General features: G+C 36.4%; 27 protein-coding genes, 1 tRNA gene and 1 pseudogene. 15 read left to right on the plus strand and 14 right to left on the minus strand.

Annotated features, from left to right (window positions below; all coding sequences use genetic code 11):
- Window positions 1–44: 44 nt before the first annotated feature.
- Window positions 45–1,121, minus strand: coding sequence for a recombinase RecA (gene recA, locus H6F45_RS08695; protein WP_096566445.1), 1,077 nt, complete (start codon window positions 1,119–1,121; stop codon window positions 45–47).
- Between the two features lie 188 nt (window positions 1,122–1,309).
- Between recA and H6F45_RS08700 the strand changes: the two genes are divergently transcribed.
- Complete coding sequence (locus H6F45_RS08700) at window positions 1,310–1,483, plus strand: hypothetical protein (RefSeq protein ID WP_190346959.1); 174 nt, start codon at window positions 1,310–1,312, stop codon at window positions 1,481–1,483.
- Here the strand turns inward: H6F45_RS08700 and moeB are convergent.
- Window positions 1,437–2,609 (minus strand): molybdopterin-synthase adenylyltransferase MoeB, encoded by a 1,173-nt coding sequence (moeB, locus tag H6F45_RS08705; RefSeq protein ID WP_096566447.1) that lies wholly within the window; start codon window positions 2,607–2,609, stop codon window positions 1,437–1,439. The genes H6F45_RS08700 and moeB overlap by 47 nt on opposite strands.
- A 56-nt stretch (window positions 2,610–2,665) precedes the next feature.
- On the opposite strand from moeB, the gene H6F45_RS08710 reads away from it, so the two are divergent.
- The 9 genes from H6F45_RS08710 (at window position 2,666) to H6F45_RS08750 (ending at window position 12,180) form a co-directional block, all read left to right on the plus strand.
- Window positions 2,666–2,806: a hypothetical protein gene (locus tag H6F45_RS08710; protein ID WP_190346960.1), complete on the plus strand. Its 141-nt coding sequence runs from the start codon at window positions 2,666–2,668 to the stop codon at window positions 2,804–2,806.
- A gap of 221 nt (window positions 2,807–3,027) precedes the next feature.
- Window positions 3,028–4,113: a hypothetical protein gene (locus tag H6F45_RS08715; RefSeq protein WP_190346961.1), complete on the plus strand. Its 1,086-nt coding sequence runs from the start codon at window positions 3,028–3,030 to the stop codon at window positions 4,111–4,113.
- Window positions 4,114–4,155: 42 nt separating this feature from the next.
- Window positions 4,156–4,752 carry a 4Fe-4S single cluster domain-containing protein gene (locus tag H6F45_RS08720; protein WP_190346962.1) on the plus strand — a complete coding sequence of 199 codons (597 nt, stop codon included), beginning with the start codon at window positions 4,156–4,158 and terminating at the stop codon, window positions 4,750–4,752.
- Entirely contained in the window at window positions 4,749–5,528 is a 780-nt protein-coding gene (locus H6F45_RS08725) for a hypothetical protein (RefSeq protein WP_190346963.1), read from the plus strand. The genes H6F45_RS08720 and H6F45_RS08725 overlap by 4 nt, the downstream gene beginning before the upstream one ends.
- Window positions 5,529–5,558: 30 nt before the next feature.
- Window positions 5,559–6,443 carry a hypothetical protein gene (locus H6F45_RS08730; protein ID WP_137667076.1) on the plus strand — a complete coding sequence of 295 codons (885 nt, stop codon included), beginning with the start codon at window positions 5,559–5,561 and terminating at the stop codon, window positions 6,441–6,443.
- Window positions 6,427–7,341: a hypothetical protein gene (locus H6F45_RS08735; RefSeq protein ID WP_137667077.1), complete on the plus strand. Its 915-nt coding sequence runs from the start codon at window positions 6,427–6,429 to the stop codon at window positions 7,339–7,341. The genes H6F45_RS08730 and H6F45_RS08735 overlap by 17 nt, the downstream gene beginning before the upstream one ends.
- A gap of 22 nt (window positions 7,342–7,363) precedes the next feature.
- Window positions 7,364–9,712, plus strand: a complete 2,349-nt coding sequence (locus H6F45_RS08740; protein WP_190346964.1) for a hypothetical protein — start codon at window positions 7,364–7,366, stop codon at window positions 9,710–9,712.
- Window positions 9,713–9,740: 28 nt separating this feature from the next.
- Window positions 9,741–10,847 (plus strand): hypothetical protein, encoded by a 1,107-nt coding sequence (locus tag H6F45_RS08745; RefSeq protein WP_190346965.1) that lies wholly within the window; start codon window positions 9,741–9,743, stop codon window positions 10,845–10,847.
- 10 nt (window positions 10,848–10,857) lie between these two features.
- On the plus strand, window positions 10,858–12,180 hold the full coding sequence (locus tag H6F45_RS08750; RefSeq protein WP_190346966.1) for a vWA domain-containing protein: 1,323 nt from the start codon (window positions 10,858–10,860) through the stop codon (window positions 12,178–12,180).
- A gap of 102 nt (window positions 12,181–12,282) precedes the next feature.
- Here H6F45_RS08750 and H6F45_RS08755 read toward each other — a convergent pair whose 3' ends face one another.
- Window positions 12,283–12,717: a hypothetical protein gene (locus H6F45_RS08755; RefSeq protein ID WP_190346967.1), complete on the minus strand. Its 435-nt coding sequence runs from the start codon at window positions 12,715–12,717 to the stop codon at window positions 12,283–12,285.
- Window positions 12,718–12,772: 55 nt separating this feature from the next.
- On the opposite strand from H6F45_RS08755, the gene H6F45_RS08760 reads away from it, so the two are divergent.
- Together H6F45_RS08760 and H6F45_RS08765 are read left to right on the plus strand one after the other, a co-directional pair.
- Window positions 12,773–13,270, plus strand: coding sequence for a hypothetical protein (locus H6F45_RS08760; RefSeq protein WP_137667081.1), 498 nt, complete (start codon window positions 12,773–12,775; stop codon window positions 13,268–13,270).
- Window positions 13,271–13,299: 29 nt separating this feature from the next.
- Window positions 13,300–14,934 carry an AAA family ATPase gene (locus H6F45_RS08765; protein WP_190346968.1) on the plus strand — a complete coding sequence of 545 codons (1,635 nt, stop codon included), beginning with the start codon at window positions 13,300–13,302 and terminating at the stop codon, window positions 14,932–14,934.
- 6 nt (window positions 14,935–14,940) lie between these two features.
- Here the strand turns inward: H6F45_RS08765 and H6F45_RS08770 are convergent, their stop codons facing one another.
- The 11 genes and pseudogenes from H6F45_RS08770 to H6F45_RS08820 form a co-directional block, all read right to left on the minus strand.
- On the minus strand, window positions 14,941–15,411 hold the full coding sequence (locus tag H6F45_RS08770) for a M67 family metallopeptidase (protein ID WP_137667083.1): 471 nt from the start codon (window positions 15,409–15,411) through the stop codon (window positions 14,941–14,943).
- Between the two features lie 110 nt (window positions 15,412–15,521).
- On the minus strand, window positions 15,522–16,292 hold the full coding sequence (locus H6F45_RS08775) for a carbonic anhydrase (protein ID WP_137667084.1): 771 nt from the start codon (window positions 16,290–16,292) through the stop codon (window positions 15,522–15,524).
- 77 nt (window positions 16,293–16,369) lie between these two features.
- A complete protein-coding gene (locus H6F45_RS08780) occupies window positions 16,370–17,035 on the minus strand; it encodes a retron system putative HNH endonuclease (RefSeq protein WP_190346969.1) in 666 nt (221 codons plus the stop codon).
- The gene (locus H6F45_RS08785; protein ID WP_190346970.1) at window positions 17,032–18,342 is read right to left on the minus strand and encodes an AAA family ATPase; all 1,311 of its coding nucleotides are present in this window, start codon (window positions 18,340–18,342) and stop codon (window positions 17,032–17,034) included. The genes H6F45_RS08780 and H6F45_RS08785 overlap by 4 nt, the downstream gene beginning before the upstream one ends.
- A 30-nt stretch (window positions 18,343–18,372) precedes the next feature.
- Window positions 18,373–19,098 (minus strand): ABC transporter ATP-binding protein, encoded by a 726-nt coding sequence (locus tag H6F45_RS08790; protein WP_096566453.1) that lies wholly within the window; start codon window positions 19,096–19,098, stop codon window positions 18,373–18,375.
- A 128-nt stretch (window positions 19,099–19,226) separates the two neighbouring features.
- Window positions 19,227–19,454: a ferredoxin family protein gene (locus H6F45_RS08795; RefSeq protein WP_096566455.1), complete on the minus strand. Its 228-nt coding sequence runs from the start codon at window positions 19,452–19,454 to the stop codon at window positions 19,227–19,229.
- A gap of 192 nt (window positions 19,455–19,646) precedes the next feature.
- Entirely contained in the window at window positions 19,647–20,858 is a 1,212-nt protein-coding gene (locus tag H6F45_RS08800) for an ATP phosphoribosyltransferase regulatory subunit (protein WP_137667087.1), read from the minus strand.
- Window positions 20,858–21,282: pseudogene (locus H6F45_RS08805) on the minus strand (DnaJ domain-containing protein). The gene H6F45_RS08800 and the pseudogene H6F45_RS08805 overlap by 1 nt, the downstream one beginning before the upstream one ends.
- An 88-nt stretch (window positions 21,283–21,370) precedes the next feature.
- The gene (locus H6F45_RS08810) at window positions 21,371–22,180 is read right to left on the minus strand and encodes an inositol monophosphatase family protein (RefSeq protein WP_137667088.1); all 810 of its coding nucleotides are present in this window, start codon (window positions 22,178–22,180) and stop codon (window positions 21,371–21,373) included.
- 117 nt (window positions 22,181–22,297) lie between these two features.
- Window positions 22,298–22,900 (minus strand): thermonuclease family protein, encoded by a 603-nt coding sequence (locus tag H6F45_RS08815; RefSeq protein WP_137667089.1) that lies wholly within the window; start codon window positions 22,898–22,900, stop codon window positions 22,298–22,300.
- Window positions 22,901–22,916: 16 nt separating this feature from the next.
- Window positions 22,917–23,285 carry a 2Fe-2S iron-sulfur cluster-binding protein gene (locus H6F45_RS08820; protein WP_096566463.1) on the minus strand — a complete coding sequence of 123 codons (369 nt, stop codon included), beginning with the start codon at window positions 23,283–23,285 and terminating at the stop codon, window positions 22,917–22,919.
- Between the two features lie 107 nt (window positions 23,286–23,392).
- Here H6F45_RS08820 and H6F45_RS08825 point away from each other — a divergent pair.
- The 3 genes from H6F45_RS08825 to H6F45_RS08835 all read left to right on the plus strand — a co-directional run.
- Window positions 23,393–23,479, plus strand: a tRNA-Ser gene (locus H6F45_RS08825).
- Between the two features lie 16 nt (window positions 23,480–23,495).
- Window positions 23,496–24,083: an rRNA large subunit pseudouridine synthase E gene (locus tag H6F45_RS08830; protein WP_096566465.1), complete on the plus strand. Its 588-nt coding sequence runs from the start codon at window positions 23,496–23,498 to the stop codon at window positions 24,081–24,083.
- A gap of 98 nt (window positions 24,084–24,181) precedes the next feature.
- A partial coding sequence (locus tag H6F45_RS08835; protein WP_190346971.1) for a MerR family transcriptional regulator occupies window positions 24,182–24,528 on the plus strand: 347 nt, incomplete at its 3' end.

A 24,528-nucleotide genomic window follows, 5' to 3' on the forward strand; every position in this document is an offset into this window, starting at 1 on the left:
TTCCCAGTCTGAGACTGGGAACGAGATCAAAGAAAATAGGGTTTTTATTCTTCGTCTAATTCCATTTCTTCTTCATCATCTTCTTCATTAGATTTAGAAACAGAATTAGCAGAAACTACTGCGCCTTGATCTAATTTCCCGCGGACTTGTTCTTTAATTTTTTCTGCAAAATCTGGTTTTTCTTCTAGATATTTAATGGCGTTATCTCGACCTTGGGAAATATTATCACCGTTGTAACTGTACCACGCACCTTTCCGCAGTAAAATGCCGGTTTCTTCTGCTAAGTCCACTAAACAACCAAGGGTAGAAACTCCTTTACCAAAGATAATGTCAAATTCGGCAATTCTAAAGGGTGGTGCAACTTTATTTTTGGCAACTTTCACTTTTACTCTATTACCAAATTCATCAGAACCTTTTTTCAAGGTTTGAATTCTGCGAATATCTAGACGCACGGAAGCGTAAAATTTCAACGCATTACCGCCCGTTGTGGTTTCTGGACTACCGTAGGTGACACCGATTTTTTGCCGTAATTGGTTAATAAATATAACTGTGCAACCAGATTTACCAATATTACCTGTAATTTTCCGTAAGGCTTGGCTCATCAATCGTGCTTGTAAACCTACGTGAGCATCACCCATATCACCTTCGATTTCCGCACGGGGTACTAGGGCGGCTACGGAGTCAATGACAACTATATCAACGGCGGCGGAACGTACTAACTGATCAACGATTTCTAAACCTGCTTCACCAGTATCCGGTTGGGAAACCAGTAAATTTTCAATATCTACACCTAGTGCAGCTGCGTAGGTGGGATCTAATGCGTGTTCTGCATCTACGAAAGCAGCTATGCCGCCATTTTTTTGTATTTCTGCGATCGCATGAAGAGCTACTGTAGTTTTACCAGAACTTTCCGGTCCATAAATCTCAATCACCCTTCCCTTGGGTAAACCACCACCCAAAGCTAAATCCAGTGTTAGCGCCCCTGTGGAAATTGTTTCTACACGCATCCGGGTAGCATCACCCAAGCGCATAATTGCCCCTTTACCAAAGCTGCGCTCAATCTGGTTGAGTACCATATTCAGTGCTTTTTGCTTGCCAGTATCCGCTGTGTTGGTTGCCATTAGAGCCTCTAAATATAGGATTTAAGAAAGTTGCGTTGGGTTCTTGATTGGAACAGATATACTATTTTAACCGGAAAAAGTGCAATTGGTAAGGTGTGGGAAAAAAGTTTTATGGGAGGAGTCAGGAGTGGTAGGGGCGAAGCATTCGGGCGACTAATTATAAATTTTTGTCCAAGCCTATTTTCCGAATGCTGATGCTTCCAGCACGCTTCGCGAACGCCCGTACAGGAGTCAGGAGAAAGATAAATATTTCCTGTTTCCCCAATCACCAGTCCCCAGTCCCCTATCACCAATCACCAATCACCAATTCCCAATTTAATACTGTGGCACAGAAGGATCTACTTCCAAACTCCAAGCATTAATGCCACCTTTAACGTTAGTTCCCACTATACCCGCTTCTTTGAGAATAGCCAGAGCTTTGGCAGAACGTCCACCCATTTTACAATGGGCAATTAAACGGTGTCCGTTAAGTAATTCTTTTACCTGAGTAACACCATCACCATTTTCAATCTCTGGCAATGGTACTAAGACAGAACCAGGAATTTTCGCAATTTCATACTCGTGGGGGTTACGTACATCCAACAGGACAAAATCTTGCGCCCCGCTATCAATTAATGCTTTTAATTCCGTAACGGTCATTTCTTGAATGTCCATTTGTTGCTTCGCTTCTGCTGCTTTTGCTTGGGGAATACCACAAAATTCTTCGTAGTCAATCAGTTTTTCAATTACCGGACGGATGGGGTTAGGACGTAATTTCAACTCTCGGAATTTCATATCCAAAGCGTTGTACAACATTAAACGCCCACTGAGAGTAGTACCTTTACCAATAATAATTTTTACCGTTTCCGTCGCTTGGATAACGCCAATAATTCCCGGTAAAATTCCTAACACTCCACCTTCTGCACAGGAAGGGACCATTCCTGGTGGTGGTGGTTCGGGGTATAAATCACGATAGTTAGGACCACCTTCGTAGTTAAAGACGGTTGCTTGTCCTTCAAAACGGAAGATTGAACCGTAAACGTTAGGTTTGTTTAATAATACGCAAGCGTCGTTAACTAAATAGCGTGTGGGGAAGTTGTCAGTTCCATCAACGACGACATCATAAGGACGAATGATATCTAAAGCGTTTTCCGCACTGAGACGAGTTTCGTATAAGTCAACCTGACAATAGGGGTTAATTTCGTGAATGCGGTCTTTTGCGGATTCAATTTTGGGTTTACCTACCCAGGATGTGCCGTGGATAACTTGACGTTGCAAGTTAGAAAAATCAACCACATCAAAGTCAACAATACCGATGCGGCCAATACCTGCGGCTGCTAAGTATAACAGCAATGGCGAACCAAGTCCACCAGTACCTATACATAATACACTGGCAGCTTTGAGGCGTTTTTGTCCTTCTAGACCCACTTCGGGCAAGATTAAATGACGGGAGTAGCGTTCGTAGTCGTCTTTCGTTAACTGGATTTCATCCAGATTAGGATTTAGCATAGTAAGAAAATGCAGAATCTCAGAGTATTAATATTAACTCAAAGTTGGTTCAGTTTATGAGTTCTATTTTTTTGGCTGGGGGAATTATATCACGTTGGGGACTGGGAAGGGGGCGATCGCACTTTTTGCGGTTAAATTATATTAGCTCACGCAAAGACGCAAAGACGCAGAGAGTAAAAGAGTGGTTAATTTATTAAAATATTAAAAATTTTATTAAAAATTTACTATCCGCTGAATTATGTAAATAAAAATCACGATTTTAGTTAAGTATGTTGCTTTGTTGACATGAAATGTAATAACATGGAAAAAATTAAATTTTGGCTAAATTTCGTTTTAAGTTCAAAGTTTTAAGTTCAAAGTTTTAAGTTCAAAAAAGCACCAGGATTAATTTAATTCAGCAATTAGCAGGAAATAAAATATGAGTGGCAGAAAAACTTTTAACGTCACTGCTGGTATTTCTACTGAATCACAACCAGGATTGTTTGATGGTATCACCTCAGCATTGCAAGCTTACCAAGAACGGAAACGGCAAGAAAGAGAAGCAGCTATCAAAAGGGAACAAAATATACAACAAAAAATTACTCAAATTCGCGCAAAAAGTCGCTCTGGTGCGGTAAAAAAGATGATTATTGCAGAACCTGAAGAAGTGAAATCAAGTATAACCAAAGTAACAATAGATGCTGAAGTCAAGCAAGCTTTGTCTCAAGATGCACAAAGACAGGTGCAGAGTTTACTGAGGCAATTACCGAGTATTCAGTCAGAATATCAAATTTTGGTAGATCAAGAATTATTAGATGCTGTAAGTGTTCAACAAGCTATTCAGAAAACAGAAATAGCATTACAGAATCATAATTTAACTGAAGCTCAGAGATACTTACAAGTATTAGATGATGCTCGGATTCAGGCAACTCAACAGATGAAAAGTGAGGTGACAGCACAGCTTGATTTTATACAATCAAGATTAGCAAATTTAGAGTCTCGTCTTCCTGAAAGTGTCACTCAACAATTACAAACTAAAATTAATGTTATGTGTAATAGTTGGCACAGTCTTAGGGATGAAGACATAGCAACCATACATGAAGAAATTAGTAATTATGAGTCGCAAATTGAGCAAATTCAAACTGCGGCGGATAATTTAGTAGCATCTTGGCAGCAAGTTGGTTATACTGCCCAAATTTGTGCAATTGATGACGGTGATGTCATTATAGAAATTGAAACCCATGAGGGGGCAAATACTCAAATGCGGATACAGTTTGATGGTCAACAAATTGACTTAGCAGGTCCCCATGATCAAGAAGGTGAGTCTTCCTGTGCTAATCGTACTTTTGATGTGATTCAACTGTTTCAACAGCAAGGTTATCAGGTGGAATGGAGCGAATGGAATGGTGAACCTGTTGATCAGGAATGGTGTAATTTGGATATGAGAATTATGTCAGTGAAAACTACTACAGAATTTTATCAAGCTGATACATCTGAACGCCGTTCAGAAAGTCAGGGATATTAATTGAATAGTTAAATTAAATAGTTAAATTAAATAGTTAAAATTATGACACAACCTCTATTAGTAAATATAGCCGATTGGTTGCCCCGGTCCTCTGCCAATGGTCCAGGACATCGCATGGTGATTTGGGTGCAAGGTTGTCCTTTTCGCTGTGTGGGTTGTCAAAATCCCGACTATTTGGAATTTAAGTTAAATCAGGTGGTGACAGTTGAGCAAATTTGGCAAAAATTCCAACAATTACCAGATTTAGCAGGTATTTCTATTTCCGGTGGTGAACCATTCGCTCAAGCGGTGGCTTTGGCAGATTTAGCGCGTCGAGTGCAATCTGTGGGTAAAACGGTAGTTTGTTGGACAGGGTATCAATTAGAACGATTACAATTAAATAATATTCCTGGTAGCCAAGAGTTCTTAAATCATATAGATTTATTAGTAGATGGCTTGTTTATACAACAGCAAATTAGTAATCAACCACTAAGAGGTTCAAATAATCAAACATTGCATTTTTTATCTGGTAGAATTGTAGAGGCTGATGTGGTGAATATACCTCGTCAGGAGTGGGTATTAGGTTCAGATACTTTAACGTATACGGGTTTTCCCGTGGAATATCCGCAAGTTGATCAGGGAGGAGTAGAAACTAGATGAGTATTGTAGTGATAGGCGATCGCGCAACTGGTAAAACCAGCATGGTGCGAGCATTGGCAGAAAATGGCAAATATGTACAAATAGCCGATGGGCAAATATTGGCGATGGACTTGTATAATCCAGACACCAAGGAAATCGCAGGTACAGATCAATTAAACACCAGAACATTAAACATGGAGGTAGATTTACCAGCGACTGGTGCAAGACAACTAAATATTTTATGGATAGATACCCCTGGAGAATTTTGGAGTAACCCCCAACTAAGAAGAGATTTTCCCTCTGCTTGGCAAGCAATGGAAGATAAAGTTAAACAAAGTAAAGCAGTAATTTTAATCTTACCTCCTCACCAAAGTCTTGTATCTAGCACTCGGATAAATTTAGCTCCTGATTATTTACAACCAACAGCAATGAATCCTTTACCTAATGCTGATCAATGGGTGAATGGTTTACAGAACTGGTTTGACTTTTTACAACAAAATTGCCAACGAGTCAAACACATAATTATTGCCCTGCATAAAGCGGATTTATTTTGTGATGTGGAATCAGAAGGAAAAACTTGGAGATATAAGCCAGATCGAGGAGGTGCAGCACCGTGGTATGAATATAGTGATCATGTAGTTGACGCATATTTTGGGGTAGCAAATCAAGTAATTCGTAAATACAAAAGTACAGAAATTGGTTCTCGGACAAACTTCTTTATTACTACTACTGAAAATCAAGAATTACTAGAATTACCTTGGTTGTATCTTGCTCCTTATCTGATCCATAGATTCTGATATTATCAATAATTTCAATACAATAATTTTATGACTCAAAGTACAGTCCTGAAACTTAAAAAACAATCTATAGGCAATGATATTAGAATCATTGGCTCACGTAAATCTGGAAAAACCACTTATTTAGCTTCACTATTAAGGCTACCCGATGAGTTAAAAAAACAATTTCCGGGTTTGAAAATTATCCCAGCATCCGATGATGCTGAGGAACTGATTGGTGCAGCTAAAAATATTTTAGAACAAGGTGCAGTTTTTACGGGTAATGATATTGGTAATGAACCATATTTTTCTTTTGAAATTCAAATCCCAGCTAGTAAAAATTCACCAGGAATTACATTAAATTTAGCTGTCAAGGATTATGCAGGAGAAACATTTGAATGTGCTGCTTACCCCAGTAGAGCATCTGAGTTTGCAGAATATTTAGAAGATTGGTTAACCTCCCCAAGTTGGATGATTATGCTCACAGATTGGGAAGCTACCAATGATCAAAAAATCTATGCACCTGCTTTATATAAACTCTTGACAGAATTATCTGAGCAAGCTGGAGTGAATGAAACTTTAAATAATTTGAGAGTAGCAGTAGTGATGAGTAAATGTGAACGAGGGGAAATTTGGCCTTGTCGTTTAGATGCTGAAGAAGATTTATTTAAAGTTCGTTTGCAGGAAACCTATAAAGTTTTGAAAGAGAAATTGCCACCTGACAGATTACGTTTTTTTGCCTGTTCTTCCTTTGGGATAATGAGCGATCGCTTGGGAGAACATGATCCTCGTCCTAATCGTTATATACCCGATGATGGCAGTTCCGCCGAGTTCAGCGCCTATTTACGAGATAAGGATGCGTGGAAACCCTTTGGTTTAATTTCCCCACTTTATTGGTTAAGCACAGGGAGGGTATTCCATGACGAACGCCTCTAATCTTCCCCTTGACATCGGTGGAAACCAGGATTTCCGGGTTATTGGTCCCCGTCGTTCTGGCAAAACAGCTTTTATGGCTGCCTTAGCTCGTTGGCCAAATGCTAAATCAGACAGTCCCATTGTTTCCGTTGATCCTTATAACGATGAAGCTGGGGAATTAATTAATATAGCTCAGGACATTTTAGAAGATGGAAAAGAATTAGCAGGTACAGATTATGGTAGTGGAGACGCTGAGAACTTACCAACATACACCTTACTAATTACCTTAAAAGCTAAATTTCTCAATCATCCTCTCCCAGCTTTAAGAAATCAACCGATCAGATTACGAGTATCCTGTCGAGAATATTCAGGAGAACTGATCAAAGAGTTAAAGAATATTGCCAACCCTAGCTCACATTTGGTTAGTTATTTAGATGATTGTGCCACTGCGTCGGGGTTATTGATACTCATAGATAGCACTGCTACCAAAACATCTGATAAAGAATATGCTCAAGCATTGGAGAATTTACAAAGAGAATTAAATGAACGATTAAGTATTAATAATGGAGGATTACAGAACTACCGAATAGCTGTAGTATTTACTAAATGTGAACAACCTCCAGCTTCAGGTTATTGGCAGAATATAGACACTTTCCTGGGCTTAAAATTTCCCAATGTTAAAACTACATTAAACAAATGGCGTAATAATTGGGGATGTTCTACAAATTACTTTTTTTGTTCTACCTTTGGTATAAAAGGAACACCACCAAGACCAAATTTCAGGAAAAAAAGTAGAGATGCGGGTGGAACTTATGGAGTAATTGATAAACCAGGAGTATGGCGACCTTTAGGTTTAGTTGCGCCTTTATATTGGTTAGCAACGGGTAAGGAAGATAATCAATTAAGAGATATCAAATAAGAGAAATTGAGGAGAAGATAAAATGACAGGTATTCCCATTTACCAATTTTGTAGAGCATTTGATAACGTCCGTTGGTCAGATGTATATCAACGTTATGTATCTGGTGGTTATGCTTTTGAAAAAATCACTCGTTGGAATCGAGAAGTTCCTGAAGAAATTCGTCAAGTAGTGATTAATGGTTATTTTGCTCTGAATGATAATTATCCACCAGAAGAAGATGATTTTGCTTTGATTGCGAGAGAAATAAATGATAAATATGCGGTTTTAGCTGTTGCTAATAGACAACTAGATGATGGTGGTCGTCCTACTATCGGGTATAAATATTTTTGGTTAGAAAAATCATCTCCAGATGTTGATGGTATCTTAACTCTAATATCTTGGTGGAGTGATCAACAAGAGCCGAAGCCGAAGTTTAAGATGGAGGAATTGGTTGAGTCATCATCACCACAAATATTTTACTATCGTCAAGAATATCCAAAAACGCACTTTAAAGAACCTTCTTTACAAGAAACTTTGAAAACAGTCGAAAAATTACAATTAATTCCTCATACTGTTGTAGCAACAAAACAGGAATGGCATGAAAGACCTGAATACATAAAACTACACTATTTAGCTTTAGGCCTTAGTTTTCGCGCTAAATATTCTAATGCTTGGGCTTGGTCTAATGCTTGGGCTTGGAATGTAAATAAAATAGCATCTCCAGAGAGTTTTTTAGCTATCTTTTACACTACTCAAGAGGATATACCTAAGAATCTTCGTCAACATCACTTAATACCAGTACAACAAAATAATTATAATAATGTACCAAATAATAATCAAATTACTGGTTCAGGACAGCGAGAAAATCCCACACCTTTACCTACAAAAATACCTAGTCAAATACCACCAGCAATTGAGAGACAGATTAAATCTTGTTTAGGTTTAGTTAGTTTAGCTAATAGATTAAGTCTTAATAAAAAAATTGAGGAATTATTTGGTTATATAAAAGATCATTCAGATGCAGATTGGACTAATTGTATAGATAGAAGAACTTTAAAAAACGCATCTATATCTGACAGTTACCCACAATTAATATACCTTATCGCACCTAATGATAAATCATCTGAAAAATGGCTATTAGATATGGTAAATTCCTTGGAGATTGAAACTAAAAAAACATCTCCGTTTGAAGCTTTTAGGGAAAAAGTAATAAATTTACTAAGTGTACCACAAGATGATGAACCTGCAAATTTTCAACAAATTTTGTTAGAAGCTAGTTATAATTATTCAGATGTTAAAGTCAGACAGAAATTAGAAGATGCTATATATTATGGCATTTCTTTTTTGCTAGATAAAATAATACACCCAGATCAAAGAATTGATAGCAATGGATCTAAAATATTAGCTCAAAAAATTGATTATTTGTTAACCCAATCTCAAAGCATTTGGCAAGATTATTTCCAAAAATATGCAGAAATTGTTGCTAAAATAACTTTAGATGAAAACCATGAAGAAGCTAATAATTACCCATCAGTGATAAATTTCTGGCAACAAATTTTAGATATTATACCGAATCTAAAAAATATTCATGAACAGAATAGACGTTCTTATTATGGAAACTATAAGAGTTTAGCTATTATCTTTAGTAAAACACAACAAAAAGATTTATCTGAATTTCTGTATCGCATGAGTGGAAATATTGGGAGGGACATTCCCCCAGAAATTCGGAATAGTCTTTCCCCAGACATCAGATCACGTTTATTTGGTGTACCAAATCAAACAATGTTGGGACAAGTATATTTCACTCAATCAATTCATCATCATAATAATACAGGAGATGGTGGTGGTAAAGCTATATTCGGATTTTTATTTTTTTTAGCTGGTACTCTCATTTTTTTTAATTTTATTAAACACTGGCCAGCACTGATTATACCTCGTGTATTAACATATTTAATATTCACAATTACTGCTATTACATTAACAGGTAATCCACTTAAAATAAGGTATTTCAATATACAAGCTGCTTTTAGTTTTATATATATTTTTGTAGCAGTTGCATTTTTAGTAGGAAGTTTTGACATCCAAGCAATATTAAAAAAACAAAGTTGTTCAAATGTAAATGTTATGGAAAGTTATGAAAATTTTAAAAAATGCTATGAATATACTCAAGAAACACAACGAATTAAAATTATGACTAATTTTGTTCCTAATGACCCAGAAAATAAATCTGCTAAAGAACAAGCTAAATTAGCTATTAGATATATTTTAGAAAGCACTGACAAAAAGATGTTTGATGAAAGGAAGAAAAAATTAGAATTTTGTAAATCAACAAAATACACTTTGTATGGTGAATGTGTAACAGCTAAGGATAGAGATTTTACCAGTTACTAAATCACTAAAAACATAATATAAATAACCCATGAACACCCTTCCCATGAGAGCCGGCTTTTACACCCTATCCGGTATATTTTCCGCCTTAATAGGCTGGAGTATTAGCCAAATAATCTGGCAAGAAATAGGCGCTTATTTAACGCCATTTATTCCCCAAGGATTTAATCTTCCTCCCTACATAATCTTATTAGTAATTGTCACACCCTGCATAGCTAGTGGAATGATAATTGCCGAAATTTTTATCAGCAACCCTACCCGTTATCAAGCTAATTGGCGAGTTCTTTCTCGCACATCCTTAAAAAAAGTATTTCTTGTTGGTGCATTTCTGGGTTTAGTCCTCAGCATTTTCAACTGGATGCTATTAGCAAGTAACTGGTCTGGAGGTTTTGTCAGAATCATTTCTTGGCTAATTATTGGTGCATTTGCTGGTTTAGCAGAAAGTATTAGTTGGAGTTGGCGAAGTATTGAAGGAACAGGTAATAGAGTCATTCAACGCATTATTCAAAGTACATTATTTGGTGCAGGTGCAGGATTTTTTGCTGCTAGTTTTTGTGAAGGAGTTAACAGAGCATTAGGTCAATATCAAGAACCCTTTGGTTTTTTCTTGTTTGGTGCATTATTAGGATTAGGTTTGTCTTTTGCATCCACACCTACTTATCAAGTAGCATTGAGAGCAGGAACAGGTTTTGAAGCTAAAAAGAAACCCCGCAGTCGAAAAGCTGCAAATACTCAAATCCAAACTATTCATACCAGTCCAACACAAATACTTAGACCAGCTTTAAATAATCAATCTTTAAAATTTATTCCCGATGATGATTACAAACATATTGAAGAAGGTGTTTCTATTCAATTACCAGCAAAAACTAAGAAACCTTTAATCATTGGTTCAGGTGACGACGCGGATATTTATATTCCTCATTTACCAGAAAGATGTGCATCTTTACAAGTTAATTCTGGTACAGTAATTATTCGTGCTTTAGCTGAAGATGCTGTACGCATTCAACAAAAATTTTTAGCAGAAAGTAAAACTACCACTCTTAAACATAACCAAATTTTAACCCTTTACCATGAACACGATGAAGAAAAATTCTACAGATTCATTTTCTATAACCGCCTTCTTGACCCCCAAGCTTAAATTAGGAATTGTGGCTTTTTTACTGGGATTTCTACCTTTACCAGTTCTTGCTAGTTCTAAAATTGAAGTATCTCCCCGTCCTACAGATGGTGATATTGTCAATTTAAAAGTTAGCGTGGTGAATGATGATAATATTCCCATTGAAGGTCTACAAACATCTGATTTTAAAATAGAAACTGCCAGAATTACAGCTAAAAGCGAAGGTACTCCTATTAATCTCCAATACTCAGAAGTTAATCGGTTGAAATTAATTCCCCCAGGAGAACAATTAACTTCAGATCCCGCTTATGTTGTCATTCTTTTAGATATGAGTGGGAGTATGAAAGTTAAAGATGCTAGTAAAGTTAAAAAAATAGATGGTGCGATTCGTGCGATTCAAGGATTTATTAATTTAGTGCGGGAGAAAAATTTACCTGTACATATTTCTCTAGTACCATTTGGAGAATCTAATAAACCTCAAGATAATTATGAAGTCAACCAAGAAATAATTGCGCGAAACTTATTACCAGCAAATTCACCGGATTTAGATCAAAGAGTAGCTGATTTAGCCTCTTCTCCCACTAATGCAGGAACTAATTTATATGACCCTTTAAAAGAAGCGGTACAATATTTAGGTAACAACTCCCAGGAATTTACCAGAAAAGCAAATGCTAACCGCAATTTAAATAATGATGATGAACCAATTCCGCCGAAATTAGCTGTGATTTTACTATCTGATGGTTATCATAATAGGAATCGAGGTACAGAAGATCAACAATTTGAAAATTTAACAAAAATCTTTCAAAAATATGCTACAGTCAGGGTGTACACTTTAGGCTATGGAGAGTCTTTAAGACAGCTAAGAGATCGTGCTATTAATTGCAACATTCCTTATAGTTTATTAGCGCAAAAAAAAGCAGTTGATTTAATTCAATCCTGTAAACTTTCTTCAGGTGATATCTACAATTATATTGTAGACCAACCCAGATTAAAACAAATTGCCGAATTAACAGGAGGTATTAGTAAATTTCCCCAAAATGCTAATGAAGCGGTAAATAGTTTAGAAACTTTTTTTAAAGCATTACGAGAATATGAAGTGCAATTTAAACAACCCAATGCCATACCAGGAGAAGAATATCAAGTACAAGTTAGTATTAATTCCTCTAGCAGAAAACTGAATTTGAATGCTGAACCTGTAAAGATTAGAATGCCTAATATATCATTTTATAAACTACCTTTAATTCCAGATCGGTTAATTATTCTAGTTTTCACGTTAGGAGTTTTAGGTGGTGGTTTATGGTGGTTTAAAGGTTGGAGCAAACAACTAAAAGATGAAGCTGAACGTTGGATTTAACACAATTAGTAAATTTACTAAATTTACTAAATTTACTAAATTATGATATAAGTTGGGTTGCGCTTTGCTTAACCCAACCTACAGAAGACTACAGAAGACCGTTTAACCTAGATTGACTCTAGCCAATAATTGCTCACGCGACAACTGAGATAAATTAAGTAATAAATCAGTTCTTTCTGCAAGAGAAAGTTCGATGATAGGAGTGACAACAGCAGATAATTCCTGATCTAAATTACCAAACCGCGCTGTTAATAAACTCTCTACTATTAAACGCAGTCCTTCTTGTAGTCCTTCTTGTCTTCCCGTTTGTAATCCCGTTTGTAATCCTGTTTGTAATCCTGTTTGTAATCCCGTTTGTAATCCTGTTTGCAATCCTGTTTGTAGTCCCGTTTGTAGTCCTTCTTCTAATCCCTCTTTACGCCATTCTTCTCTTTGTTTGAGATATGCTGGTGATAAGCTCATAATTAAATCCCTCTCGTCATCACTGATATCATTCTTCACTTCTATATTTTTACGCCAAGATGCTAAAATTTCCACTAGGTAAGTGAGATTCCCTAGTCATACAAAATCTATTAATAATGGTGTTTTCATTATGTCTGAATATACTTTAGTTATCAGAATACCACAAGCAGGAAACAAAGAAATTAGCTACTCTATTAATTTGAATGGACTACATGAAAGCTATCCTGAAGATTATTTTCGTCAAGAAACTCCCCGATTTAATATTAGTCAAACTATTGAAAAACAGTCAGCAAGAAAGATTGAAGCAGCTAACTTATCTATGATTATTGCTAACTGGATTTCTGATATCAAACTTGGTCGTCATAGAACTATAGTTACTCTTGATTTACCATTAGATTCAGCTATTGGATTAGAATCTGTTGTTCCTCCCATTCAAACTATTGCAGCACCAGCTAAACAACCTAGTAAACAACCATTAACACCTCCGAAATCTGTAGTTAACCCAGTGAAAACTCCTAATCCTGTTATTCAAAATACAACTAAAATTAATCCTGCGGAAACACCAGTGGAAACACAAAAAAATTCATCTCCAGATATTCGTACAGATAGCAACAAAGCAGATTTTTAGTAAATTAGAAAAATAGGGAATGTAAAAATATGAAACCTGAATTACCATACAATAAATGTCAGCAAGAATTACAGGATTTATTAAAGTCCCGTTATCCGTTAATTTTCTTGAGAACATCAGAAGAAAGTCGTGCTATTCGTTGTGTGATTGATGCTCATTTAGCCATTCTCAATACTGGAGATATTCAAGATGGAGAATTAGCACAGTGGAGTAGTACAGAAGGTTTTCAACAAAGATTAGAAATTCCCACATCTGCAAATCAAGCAGAATGGAAAAGGATGGGTAATGCACTTGATACAACGGGTAATCCGATTTTACAATCTTTGGATATTTTACAAAGTCGTTTACAAGACCAAGTAAGTAAAAATTCATCTAAACAACATACTTATTTATTACCAGATTGGTCTGTTTTATTACGTCCAGATGACTATTTTATAGCACGAAGATTAAAAGAATTAATAGTAGCAATAGACCAAAAAAGACCTGTAGTAAGAATGTCATTAGTTATTATTGGTGCAGATTGGACTATTCCGACTATTCTTCGCAATATAGTACATATTATAGATTTACCTTTACCTGTAGAAGAAGAACTATATGATAATGTTTTCAGTGTTGCTGTAGAAAAATATGGTTTAGCGGAAGCAGATGCTTGGAGATTAGCAGAACAGGCTCAAGGAATGCCTTTACAAGCGGCTATTTTATCAGCTAAATTATCAACATCTCGCAATTTGTGGACAGATCCAGAAGCTGCTGGACAATTATTATTAGAAGCTAAAAAACAGGAAATTAGAAAAACTGGAGTTTTAGAATATTATGCTCCCTCTGGTCAAGGTTTAAGAGATGTGGGAGGATTAAGTAAAGTCAAAGAATGGATTTATAGTCGAGAGTCTTGGTTTGCTCAAGATTCCCAGCCAGAATTACGTCCGCGTGCTATTTTATTAGAAGGTTTTCCTGGTTGTGGTAAAACATTTATAGCTAGAGCGATCGCTCAACAATGGCGTGTACCGCAGATTAATTTTGAAATTGCTCGCTTACAATCTCGCTGGGTAGGAGAATCAGAAAGTAACACTTTTCAAGCACTCAGAGCAATAGAAGCATCAGCACCAAATATCCTGTTTATGGATGAAATTGAAAAAGCTTTTGCGGGGGTTGGGGGTGATAGTTCAGGAGTTAGTACGAGACAGTTTGGGACATTTTTATCATGGTTAAATGATCACGAATATCCGATCTTTTTCATTGCCACTTCTAATGATAGAGAAAAATTACCTCCCGAATTATTTCGTGCTGGAAGATTTGATGAAATTTTCATAGTTATGCCACCTAACACAGAAGAAAGATATCAGATTTTACAAAAGCGAATTACTGCTTATAAATTACCACCGACTCCATCCTCTATATTAGAATATCTCGTAGATAAAACCGCCGGATATTCAGGAGCAGAATTAGATAAATTAGTTAGAGAAGCTATATATTTTGCGGGATATGGTAACATCCCCACTAAAATTAATTGGGAAAATGCCTTATCCCAAATTAGTCCTCAATATCGTACTCCCAATATGCAACACTTGTTGCGAAAATATTTAAATTTATTAGCAGGTGGTGGTGGTAAACCTGCTTCAGAATTAGAAATGGGTTTTTTAGAGAGTCTAATTCTTGGATCTTAGTTAACGTCAAGTTGCTAAAATTATACGTTCAATTGTTTCAGCTTGAAACTGATGATTTTCATCTAAACAAAAACTATTTAATTCACCTGCTTTACCCTGATTCACTGATACAATAATATAAGAATATTCTGGCCAAGCATAGATTCTATCCCACTCTGAGGGGATAGCGGGATAGTCAGGATGGGAATGAAAAATACCAATTATATTTAAATTGCGGTTTCTCGCTTCCTTTTGTATTTGTAACATGAAAAAGGGAGCGATCGCATATCTTCTTCTGGTACTATATTCTTCCTGGTTTTCTGTAAAATTATCTTTTTCCGTATTCCATACATTTTCTGTAGGTATTACTTCTACAACAGTTTTCACGTCATGACTGAGATAACCCAGTATTAACCCACAACATTCATCAGGGTAGGTTTTTTCAGCATGAAGATTGATACTTTCTAAGTTTTGATCATTAATTTTTAAAATCTTCATAAATCATAGATTCTGTAATTAAGATATTCAAAAGCTAATCTAGCTATTAATTACATATTATTACATATTGTTGCATATTACATAAATTTTACATAGATTTTACATAGATTTTACAGAAAATTAACTTTACCTGTATCAATATCATAAAATGCACCGATAATTTTTAATCTATCTGCGCTGATTAACTGCTCTAAAATGGGTGAACTTCTTTGCATTTTTTCTGTTTGAAATTGAATGTTACTAATGACAGCATCTCTATCATTATTAATATCATTATTATTAATATCATTATTAATATCATTATTAGTATCATTATCTCTCTCTTGATTTTCAGATATTGCTGGTTGAATACCATCAACAATAGTATCAATATTTCCCGGTACTTGTTTGTTTCTGATTGCTGCTGCAACTGCACCACAGTTTTTATGACCTAACACTACAATTAATTGTGTACCTAAGGCTGTGGTAGCATATTCTAAACTACCAATAGCTTCATCACTAGCAATATTACCAGCTACACGCACAACAAATAAATCTCCTAATCCTTGATCAAAAATTAATTCTGGTGGTACGCGAGAATCTGCACATCCTAATATTGCTGCATAGGGATATTGTGTTTCCGAAATTGATTGTAAACGTCTTTTTGTTTGGTTAGGATATCGGCGATTTTGATTGTAAAATCTTTTATTTCCTGCTATTAATCTTTTTTGTGCTTCTGTTGCACTGACTGGGTTAGGATTGGGATTTTTTTGAGGAATGATAATTTCTGAACGGTTATTAATGATTTCATTACAAGCAGTCAGACTACCAATACTTAATGTAGTTAAACCTGCGATTTTTAAGAAGTGACGACGACCTACAAAACCGTTAATTCTACTCATGATTTTATCTCAAATCTGTACTGTTTTTCAAAACATATCAGATTTAATTATGATTCTAGAGTACCAAATTACACGGTTTAAGGGTTATTTAATCTTTTGCTTAAATACCAAACAATAGATTGACAGTATGGACTATACTTACCATCTGCATCTTTGCTACTTAGTTCTTCTAGTTTCTTTTTAATAGCTTCTTGTGACCATGTTTTGTTAGGAAATTTTTTATTTAACACTGTAATTACTGTGTCTAAAGCTATTTTACGATTTTCTCTAATAGTTTGATAATTCAGATTTAAAACTTCATTTAATTCATGATTAATAGTTTCATCATCACATATAGATAATATTTTTCCAGTAGAACTATATTTGATCTGATTTTCACAATTCTTATTACTATCTACTGGATTAAGATTCATTTTATAATTTCTATGTGTTCCTTCATAATCTCCTTTTCTTGCGTTACAATGTAAATTCTTTTTTCCTTGACCTCTATTACCTGAACAAGAAGCTATTAGATTTTTATAGTCTAGTTGTAAATGTGGATTATCAGCTTGAGGTTTATTATGTTCAATTTCCATATTATCTATAGATATTCGTTGCATACAATAGCAACAAATATAACCTTGTTCTGCTAATAATGCCCTTTTTAAAGGTTCTTTTGGACGATAATCATCATAGTTTGCATCCTGTGTCTGACGATATTTTAAAAGACATGGAGGTTCAGCACCTTTAATAATACGTTTCATTCTACTCTGCTTAAAAAGTCAATAAGTGTATAGGCTTGAATCATATCTGGATCATTATTTCCTAATAATTCAGATAATTTTTGTAATTCTAGTTTCGCTGCTTCTAAGTTATCATTATCTATCATTTTAAAACATTCGTCTATTCTCTCTTGCATTTTCACAGGTCTTTTTTCTACACCCATAACTTCAAACAGAATTGAATTACTATCTCTACCAAATGTGTGGGGCGTAAATTCTAAAACTTTTCCATCTTCTAAAATAAATACGTTTTCTCTGTTTACTCCACTCAAAACTTGAGGTGAATGAGTAGTAACAATAAATTGACAGTTGGGAAATGTTCTTCTAAAACTAGGAATGACTATTCTTTGCCATTGAGGATGTAAGTGTAAATCTATTTCATCAATTAATATTATTCCTGTTCCGGTTTGCAGTATTTCTGAAGGATCAGTAATACTAGGATTTAAAATTGCTAACCTTCTGGCAATGTCAACTACTATCATCAATAAGGTTTTTTCACCATCGGAAAGTTGCTCTAGTTTAAAAATTTCACCATTTTTTTCGATAACTAATGAAGGATTATTAAGACGATGACTACTTAACTCTTTACTACTACTTACACGAGCAATATGAAGGTTTACGAATTGGCTATTGGGGAAAGATTCTAAAAATATTTCTATAGCTTTTCTAACAATTTCAAGGTTGCTATTTCTAAAGCTATTATTTTCTCTTAATCGAATTTCATTTTCATATTCCTCTTCTTCTTTAAACCAATCAAAAAAATCTTTAAAATCGTTGATATTGTTTGAAAATGACGATTTATAAGCATCAAATTGATTAGGTTTACTAATAACTCTTTTTCCAAAACCAGAGTTTATAACTATTCGCTGTGTTTGATAATAAACTAATAATGGTATGGATAAATTAGGTTGATGTTTTAATTCTTGATGTACGTGAGAAACATACTGATTAATTTCTGTTTTCTTTGTTATAGATTTAAATTCATCTCTATCTCTGGAAATATCCCAAGACATTTTTATATCTGAGTAAATTACAATGCGAATAGATTCTTGTGTTCTATGTGCATTTATATTTATATCATCCTCTGTTAAATCAAAATCTAACTTTTTGTAAGGTTTCTTGGGCAGTAATTCAAATATAAATCTTGACAAAAGTATAGCAATACTATCTAAAATAGATGATTTACCTGAACCATTAGATCCAATGAAAACAGCTAAATCTGGAGGAAGTTTCAATTTCAGTTCTTGAAAACCTCGAAAATTCTGTAAATGTAATTTTTCAATGTGCATAGTTCTGACTCCTGACTCCTGACTCTTTATTTAATGTCCTCCCGCACCTAAATATAATTCTCCCACTTTTGGATCATTCAATAATTCTCTCCCAGGTCCAGACATTGCATCACGTCCTGATTCTAACACATACCCTGTATCAGCCATTTCTAAAGCTTTTCTAGCATTTTGTTCTACTAAAACTATCGCAGTACCAGCTTGATTAATTTGTTTGATTTGTTCAAATACCTGTGTTACCAAAATCGGAGATAAAGCCGCGGAAGGTTCATCTAATAATAATAAACTAGGTTCTAACATTAAAGCTTTACCCATCGCTAACATTTGTCTTTCTCCACCTGATAAAGTTCCTGCACGTTGACGACGGCGATCGCTCAATCTGGGAAACATTGCAAATATATTATCCTTCAAAGGTTTCAGGGGAACATTCCGCACAAAAGCCCCCATTTCTAAATTTTCTTCTATTGTTAATGATGAAAAAACGTTGGCAATTTGCGGAACATAACACATTCCCTTTTTCACAATTTGATCGGATTTTAAACCATTAATTTTTTCCCCTTTAAAGGTAATCGTACCTGTGTGGGGTGTCAAAAGTCCAAAAATTGTTTTTGCTAACGTAGATTTACCAGCACCATTAGGGCCAATTACAGTTACTAATTCTCCTCTTTCAACTCGAAAATTAATACCCTGCAATATATCGACATCTTTAATATATCCAGCATGGACATTTTCAACTTCTAATAAATAGTTATTAGTCATAAGAAATAGGGAATAGGGAATAGGGAATAGGGAACAGGGAATAGGTAATAGGTAATAGGTAATAGGTAATAGGTAATAGGTAATAGGTAAAGTTTTTTCCCAATCACCAATCACCAATCACCAATCACCTATTCTGAAATTTTCTGCAATTCAGGGCGTTCTTCTGCTAAAATTGCGTTTTCTACTGGGCAAACTTGTAAACAGATGCCACAGTCGATACAGGTAGCAAAGTCTATCCAGTACCAATCTGTACCTTTAATGTTTTTACCTGGTCCTTCATGAATACAAGCTACAGGACAAGCACTTACGCAGTCAGCAACCCCTTCACAAACTTCCGTTACTATTGTATGTGGCATTTTCTCGTTCCCCTCTCTTGATTGAATCAGCAGTTTCTAAGTTAACAATTTGTAATATTAACGCAAGTAATCAGCTTTCAGTGATCAGCTTTCAGCTTTTATTAATCAACGAATAACAGGAAAAGAACCGCAAAGGTAAAGATTAACATTAGCTGACGGCTGATAGCTAACGGCTGATGGCTGTATTACCTGTTAACTAACTGCTTCAATTGTGGGTGTACCATCAGAGTTAATCCAGGCTATTTGGGCGATAGAGCGATCGCGTGCATAGTTCCGAATTGCTTCGGCATCCCTTCCCCCCAAATCCATTTCTACCCGCACTAAATGGGCAGAATCTCGTAATTTTTGGGCATAAGCAAAAGCAGCAGCATCAGCATTTTGATCTTCTGGAACTACTAACCAGTTACTTGCAGGAATACTTTGCGGTAATTGCTGACTCGATGCTAAAACTTGGTATAAATCATCAATGCTTAATTCAAAACCAATCCCAGGAATATTTTGCCCTTGGGGATGATATAGCCCTAAAAGTTGGTCATAACGACCACCACGCCCTAAAACTAACGCCTGACCTTCAGTATCACTAACTACTTCAAACACAATTCCTGTGTAGTAGTCAATAGTTTGAATCAAGCTGAGATCCAGAATCAAAGAAAATTTACCTTCTGATTCCAGTAATTCTACCAGGGATTTCAGGTTATTTACCGCTGCTTGTTGGTCAGCATCTAAATTTAAACTGCTGACTTTTTGCAGCACATCAGCACTTTTACCACGTAAATCTAACATGATTCTAGCGCGTTGGTGCAATTCTTCACTCAGAGGTAAAGTATCGAGAGTTACACGATCTAAATTAGCGATCGCATTTCTCACTTCACTTCTGATATTAGCCGGAAAAGCATCCAGCAGAGATTTAGTAATTCCCGCCTCACCTAAAATCAACTGCCATCCACGCAAATATAAAGCTTCTAAACAATTAGCTACCAACAAAAGCACTTCTGCATTTGCCAGTAAACCGTCCGCACCCAGCAACTCCACCCCAGCTTGATAATACTCCTGCTGCTGATTATGGCGCTTTTCCCAGTTGCGGCGAAATACATTAGCATTGTAATACAACCGTTGGGGATAGGCTGCTTCAGCCATGCGAGTAACTACAGTCCGAGCAATAGAAGCGGTGAGTTCTGGACGCAAACCCAATTCCTCATCTTGCCCATTTTGTAATTGTATGACCTTATGGCGCTGAATTGCTTCACCTGCCATCAGCGTATCCATCCGTTCCAGCGTTGAGGTGATAATCCTGTGATATCCCCAACGATGAAAAACCTGTTGTAATCTATCTTCAATCCAGCGTTTTTGAGCCACATCCAAGGGTAATAAATCCCTAGCTCCCGCTGCTGGTTGATACACCATTATTTTTTCTTCCCACCAAACAAACCACCGAACAAACCACCATTTCTAGACTTATCGGGTTGGGTATCTCCATTATTGGCAGGTTTCCTTCCCTGATGAGTACCAGATTGATTTTCTAAAACTTTATCAAGTTTAGGCTTCCATTCCAAAGCTAATTTGTCATTTGGATCTAATTTCAGGGCATTTTCAAAGTAAATTTTAGCCATTTTTAGCTGATTTTGCCGTAAATATATCATTGCCAACTTAGGACTTGCTCTTTTTCATGACTTTTGATCACAGCAGCACTATCTGGGTGCAAGCGACGGGCAATTTTCAGATAACGTTTGCGAACTTCACCTGCACTCGCATCAACTGGAACACACAAAACTGCGTGATGATCTATAAAATCATATTTAAATAATTCGCCATCTATTTTGATAGACATATAGAAATATTGCAACCTAGCAGCAATTTTTTATAGTTTACCCTGTCAGTAATATTGAGTTAACAACTACTCACCTATTTTCCTCATCTTACCAAGCTGACAAAGGCGAAATTTGCATTAGTTTCTGACTCAGACTGTTATGAATATAACCGTTAGTAGCCAAAATTCTCCCAGAATCAATTTGTAAATCTCCACCATTATAAGCTGTCACCTGACCCCCAGCTTCCTGAACTAAAATTATACCAGCAGCAATATCCCAAGGTGCAATACCTCTTTCCCAATAACCATCCACACGGCCACAGGCAACATAAGCTAAATCTAGAGAAGCAGAACCGCCACGCCTTACGCCTTGGGTAAGATGGGTAAGATGACAAAATTCTGCATAGTTATTATCCTTGGTTTCCCTGCGGTCATAAGCAAATCCTGTTACTAACAAACTTTTACTCAGTTCAGAAGTTTGAGAAACCTTGATAGGTCTGCGGTTGCGTGTTGCACCTAAACCAGCAGCAGCCCGGAATAATTCATTATGGAAAGGATCATAAATTACACCGACTTTTGGCACTCCCTGAATAAACAAACCAATGGAAACAGCAAAACAGGGATATTGATGGGCGTAGTTAGTTGTACCATCTAGAGGGTCAATAGCCCAGAGATATTCACTGGTTTGATTTCCCAATTTTCCTGATTCTTCCGCGAGGATGGAATGTTGGGGAAAGTGACGGTTGATAATTTCCAAAATCACTTTTTCAGAAGCTTTATCAGCAGCGGTAACTAAATCACCAGGTCTGCCTTTTTCGGTAATAGCATCCTCTACTTTACCTAAATAATCTTGCAAAACCACACCAGCAGATAAGGCAGCTTCGGTAGCGATATCGAGAAAAATTTGTAAGTTAGTCATGAGAAGGAGTTCAAGAAGTCAGGAGTCAGGAGTTCTAGGAGTTCAGGAGTTCTAGGAGTTCTAGGAGATGGGAAGGATTAATAACCCAATCACCAATCACCAATCACCAATCACCAATCACTTATTCATCCGCCGATATTCACCAGGAGTTTGACGCATGGCGTTTTCTGGGTTCCAGATACCTTGTCCCATCAGTCTTGCCCAAAGTTGGGCATTTTCTAGGCGTTGATTGTATTTGTGATTAGGCGATCGCCCCACAAATAGAGCATACCCTTGTTTGATCACTTGTTCATTCAAAAACACCTGATCTTTCCACCCATAAGCCCAGATTTGCCCAAACCTGTTTTTGGTTTCCAGGTCAAACTCTAACTTGAGAGATTTTTTCCCGCCATCACCATCATTAATTAACTTTTCTAAAAGTGCTTTAGCATCCTCGCCCCAAGGACGCTGACGTAAATCAGGCGCATCTAAACCGATTAAGCGGACTTGGGAAGTTATATTTGGTTGTTCTCCCAATCCCAGCACTTCTAAAGTTTGTCCGCTGACAACCCGCGCTACTGTGACTACTGTGGGTATGTTTGCTGGCTGATTTTTGCCTTGACAACTGACCAACAACAACAAACAAGATAAAATTGCTACTTTTTGCGCCCAAATACCCAAATAGGATACTAATACGGCAATTTTAGCCTGTAAGTAGCTGCACCTTGGGACAATCTTCATTGTTTATTATTTGCCTCTAATCTTCATCTAAAGGTAAACCCGCTTTGACTTTGCCTTTACCAAAAAAGCGCCCAAATTGAAGTTCATAAACTTCGTCTTCGTCTTGTGTTTCTACTTCTAAATCAGAACGAGCATAACTCACACACAACAAAGCGTAACCTTGTCGGCGTAAATCTGGGGATAAACCAATAGCTTCTGGTTGGTAAATTTCTCCTGAGATTACCCTGACAGCGCAGGTTGTACAAGCCCCATTCCGGCAAGAAAAAGGCAGTTCTATGCCATGATTTTCCCCTGTATGCAGAATATAACGGTCTTCTGGAACTTGCAGGGTATGTGATACGCCTGTTTGGCGGTTGTGAACTTTGACTGTATGGGTCTGAACCATCTTGATTTTTGCTAGAGAATGTGAGATTGTAGATTTATTGTAAAAATCTTTGATCTAATCATTGCATTTTTTACAAGTTTGGTTTAGAATGAAAATTCATGACACCTGGAGAGGTGGCCGAGTGGTTTAAGGCGCAGACCTGGAAAGTCTGTTTGGGGGAAACTTCAACGAGGGTTCGAATCCCTCCTTCTCCGTTTTTTTTTCAAGATAATGACCAATGAATTTAAGTATATTATTTTTCATAAACCCTATGGTGTCCTGAGTCAATTTACCCAAGAATCGCCTAAACACATTACCCTGAAAGACTATATTGATGTGCCTGATGTTTATCCTGTGGGGCGTTTAGACTGGGACAGTGAAGGTTTATTGTTGTTAACTAATCATGGACAGTTACAGCATCGTCTTGCTAACCCCCGGTTTGGGCATAAACGCACCTACTGGGTGCAGGTAGAAAACATTCCTGATGCAGAAGCTATCCAAAAACTATGCACAGGAATAGAAATTCAAGATTACCGAACTCGCCCCGCCCAAGTTAAACTATTTTCAGAAGAACCTATAGTGAGTGAGCGCAACCCCCCGATTAGATTTAGGAAAAATATTCCTACAGCTTGGCTGGAAATGACTCTCACAGAAGGGAAAAACCGCCAGGTGCGACGCATGACTGCTGCGGTAGGATTTCCCACTTTAAGATTAATCAGGGTGAGTATTGCTCACTTACAATTAACTGGTTTACAACTAGGTGAATGGCGCAACCTTACACCCTCAGAAATCCAAGGTTTGAAAAAGTCACGAATTTAACTAATTAGACCTCTCTGAAAAAGAATGTAGAGCTTGTCCTAAGTTGACAATTTAATAGACAAACCTGTACACTCATAGACAAACATAAGAGTGACTTTATGTTTAAACCTCATGAATTTGCTAAAAAAATCGGAGTTTCAGTCAAGACCTTGCAAAGATGGGATGTTGAAGGAAGACTTCCAGCCAAAAGAACATTGTCGGGGCATCGTTTTTATACTGAAGATGATTTACTGATTACCCAGGGATTAAAACCTGTAGACTCAAAACGAAAAGTAGTTGTTTATTGTAGAGTTTCTTCGAGTAGCCAAAAACCCGAACTCAGAAACCAAGTATCCGCGATGGAAACATTTTGTTTGAGTCGTGGGTTAGCTGTTGATGATTGGGTTTCAGAGATTGGAGGCGGATTAAACTTTAAAAGAAAAAAGTTTTTATCAATTATGTTATC

The sequence above is a fragment of the Sphaerospermopsis sp. FACHB-1194 genome (assembly GCF_014696235.1).
GTDB lineage: Bacteria > Cyanobacteriota > Cyanobacteriia > Cyanobacteriales > Nostocaceae > Sphaerospermopsis > Sphaerospermopsis kisseleviana.

Excerpts from the sequence above, each read along its gene's own strand:
- recA (WP_096566445.1), bottom strand. The coding sequence starts at position 1,121 with ATGGCAACCAACACAGCGGATACTGGCAAGCAAAAAGCACTGAATATG.
- H6F45_RS08700 (WP_190346959.1), top strand. The coding sequence starts at position 1,310 with ATGCTGATGCTTCCAGCACGCTTCGCGAACGCCCGTACAGGAGTCAGG.
- moeB (WP_096566447.1), bottom strand. The coding sequence starts at position 2,609 with ATGCTAAATCCTAATCTGGATGAAATCCAGTTAACGAAAGACGACTAC.
- H6F45_RS08710 (WP_190346960.1), top strand. The coding sequence starts at position 2,666 with ATGAGTTCTATTTTTTTGGCTGGGGGAATTATATCACGTTGGGGACTG.
- H6F45_RS08715 (WP_190346961.1), top strand. The coding sequence starts at position 3,028 with ATGAGTGGCAGAAAAACTTTTAACGTCACTGCTGGTATTTCTACTGAA.
- H6F45_RS08720 (WP_190346962.1), top strand. The coding sequence starts at position 4,156 with ATGACACAACCTCTATTAGTAAATATAGCCGATTGGTTGCCCCGGTCC.
- H6F45_RS08725 (WP_190346963.1), top strand. The coding sequence starts at position 4,749 with ATGAGTATTGTAGTGATAGGCGATCGCGCAACTGGTAAAACCAGCATG.
- H6F45_RS08730 (WP_137667076.1), top strand. The coding sequence starts at position 5,559 with ATGACTCAAAGTACAGTCCTGAAACTTAAAAAACAATCTATAGGCAAT.
- H6F45_RS08735 (WP_137667077.1), top strand. The coding sequence starts at position 6,427 with ATGACGAACGCCTCTAATCTTCCCCTTGACATCGGTGGAAACCAGGAT.
- H6F45_RS08740 (WP_190346964.1), top strand. The coding sequence starts at position 7,364 with ATGACAGGTATTCCCATTTACCAATTTTGTAGAGCATTTGATAACGTC.
- H6F45_RS08745 (WP_190346965.1), top strand. The coding sequence starts at position 9,741 with ATGAACACCCTTCCCATGAGAGCCGGCTTTTACACCCTATCCGGTATA.
- H6F45_RS08760 (WP_137667081.1), top strand. The coding sequence starts at position 12,773 with ATGTCTGAATATACTTTAGTTATCAGAATACCACAAGCAGGAAACAAA.
- H6F45_RS08765 (WP_190346968.1), top strand. The coding sequence starts at position 13,300 with ATGAAACCTGAATTACCATACAATAAATGTCAGCAAGAATTACAGGAT.
- H6F45_RS08770 (WP_137667083.1), bottom strand. The coding sequence starts at position 15,411 with ATGAAGATTTTAAAAATTAATGATCAAAACTTAGAAAGTATCAATCTT.
- H6F45_RS08775 (WP_137667084.1), bottom strand. The coding sequence starts at position 16,292 with ATGAGTAGAATTAACGGTTTTGTAGGTCGTCGTCACTTCTTAAAAATC.
- H6F45_RS08780 (WP_190346969.1), bottom strand. The coding sequence starts at position 17,035 with ATGAAACGTATTATTAAAGGTGCTGAACCTCCATGTCTTTTAAAATAT.
- H6F45_RS08785 (WP_190346970.1), bottom strand. The coding sequence starts at position 18,342 with ATGCACATTGAAAAATTACATTTACAGAATTTTCGAGGTTTTCAAGAA.
- H6F45_RS08790 (WP_096566453.1), bottom strand. The coding sequence starts at position 19,098 with ATGACTAATAACTATTTATTAGAAGTTGAAAATGTCCATGCTGGATAT.
- H6F45_RS08795 (WP_096566455.1), bottom strand. The coding sequence starts at position 19,454 with ATGCCACATACAATAGTAACGGAAGTTTGTGAAGGGGTTGCTGACTGC.
- H6F45_RS08800 (WP_137667087.1), bottom strand. The coding sequence starts at position 20,858 with ATGGTGTATCAACCAGCAGCGGGAGCTAGGGATTTATTACCCTTGGAT.
- H6F45_RS08810 (WP_137667088.1), bottom strand. The coding sequence starts at position 22,180 with ATGACTAACTTACAAATTTTTCTCGATATCGCTACCGAAGCTGCCTTA.
- H6F45_RS08815 (WP_137667089.1), bottom strand. The coding sequence starts at position 22,900 with ATGAAGATTGTCCCAAGGTGCAGCTACTTACAGGCTAAAATTGCCGTA.
- H6F45_RS08820 (WP_096566463.1), bottom strand. The coding sequence starts at position 23,285 with ATGGTTCAGACCCATACAGTCAAAGTTCACAACCGCCAAACAGGCGTA.
- H6F45_RS08830 (WP_096566465.1), top strand. The coding sequence starts at position 23,496 with ATGACCAATGAATTTAAGTATATTATTTTTCATAAACCCTATGGTGTC.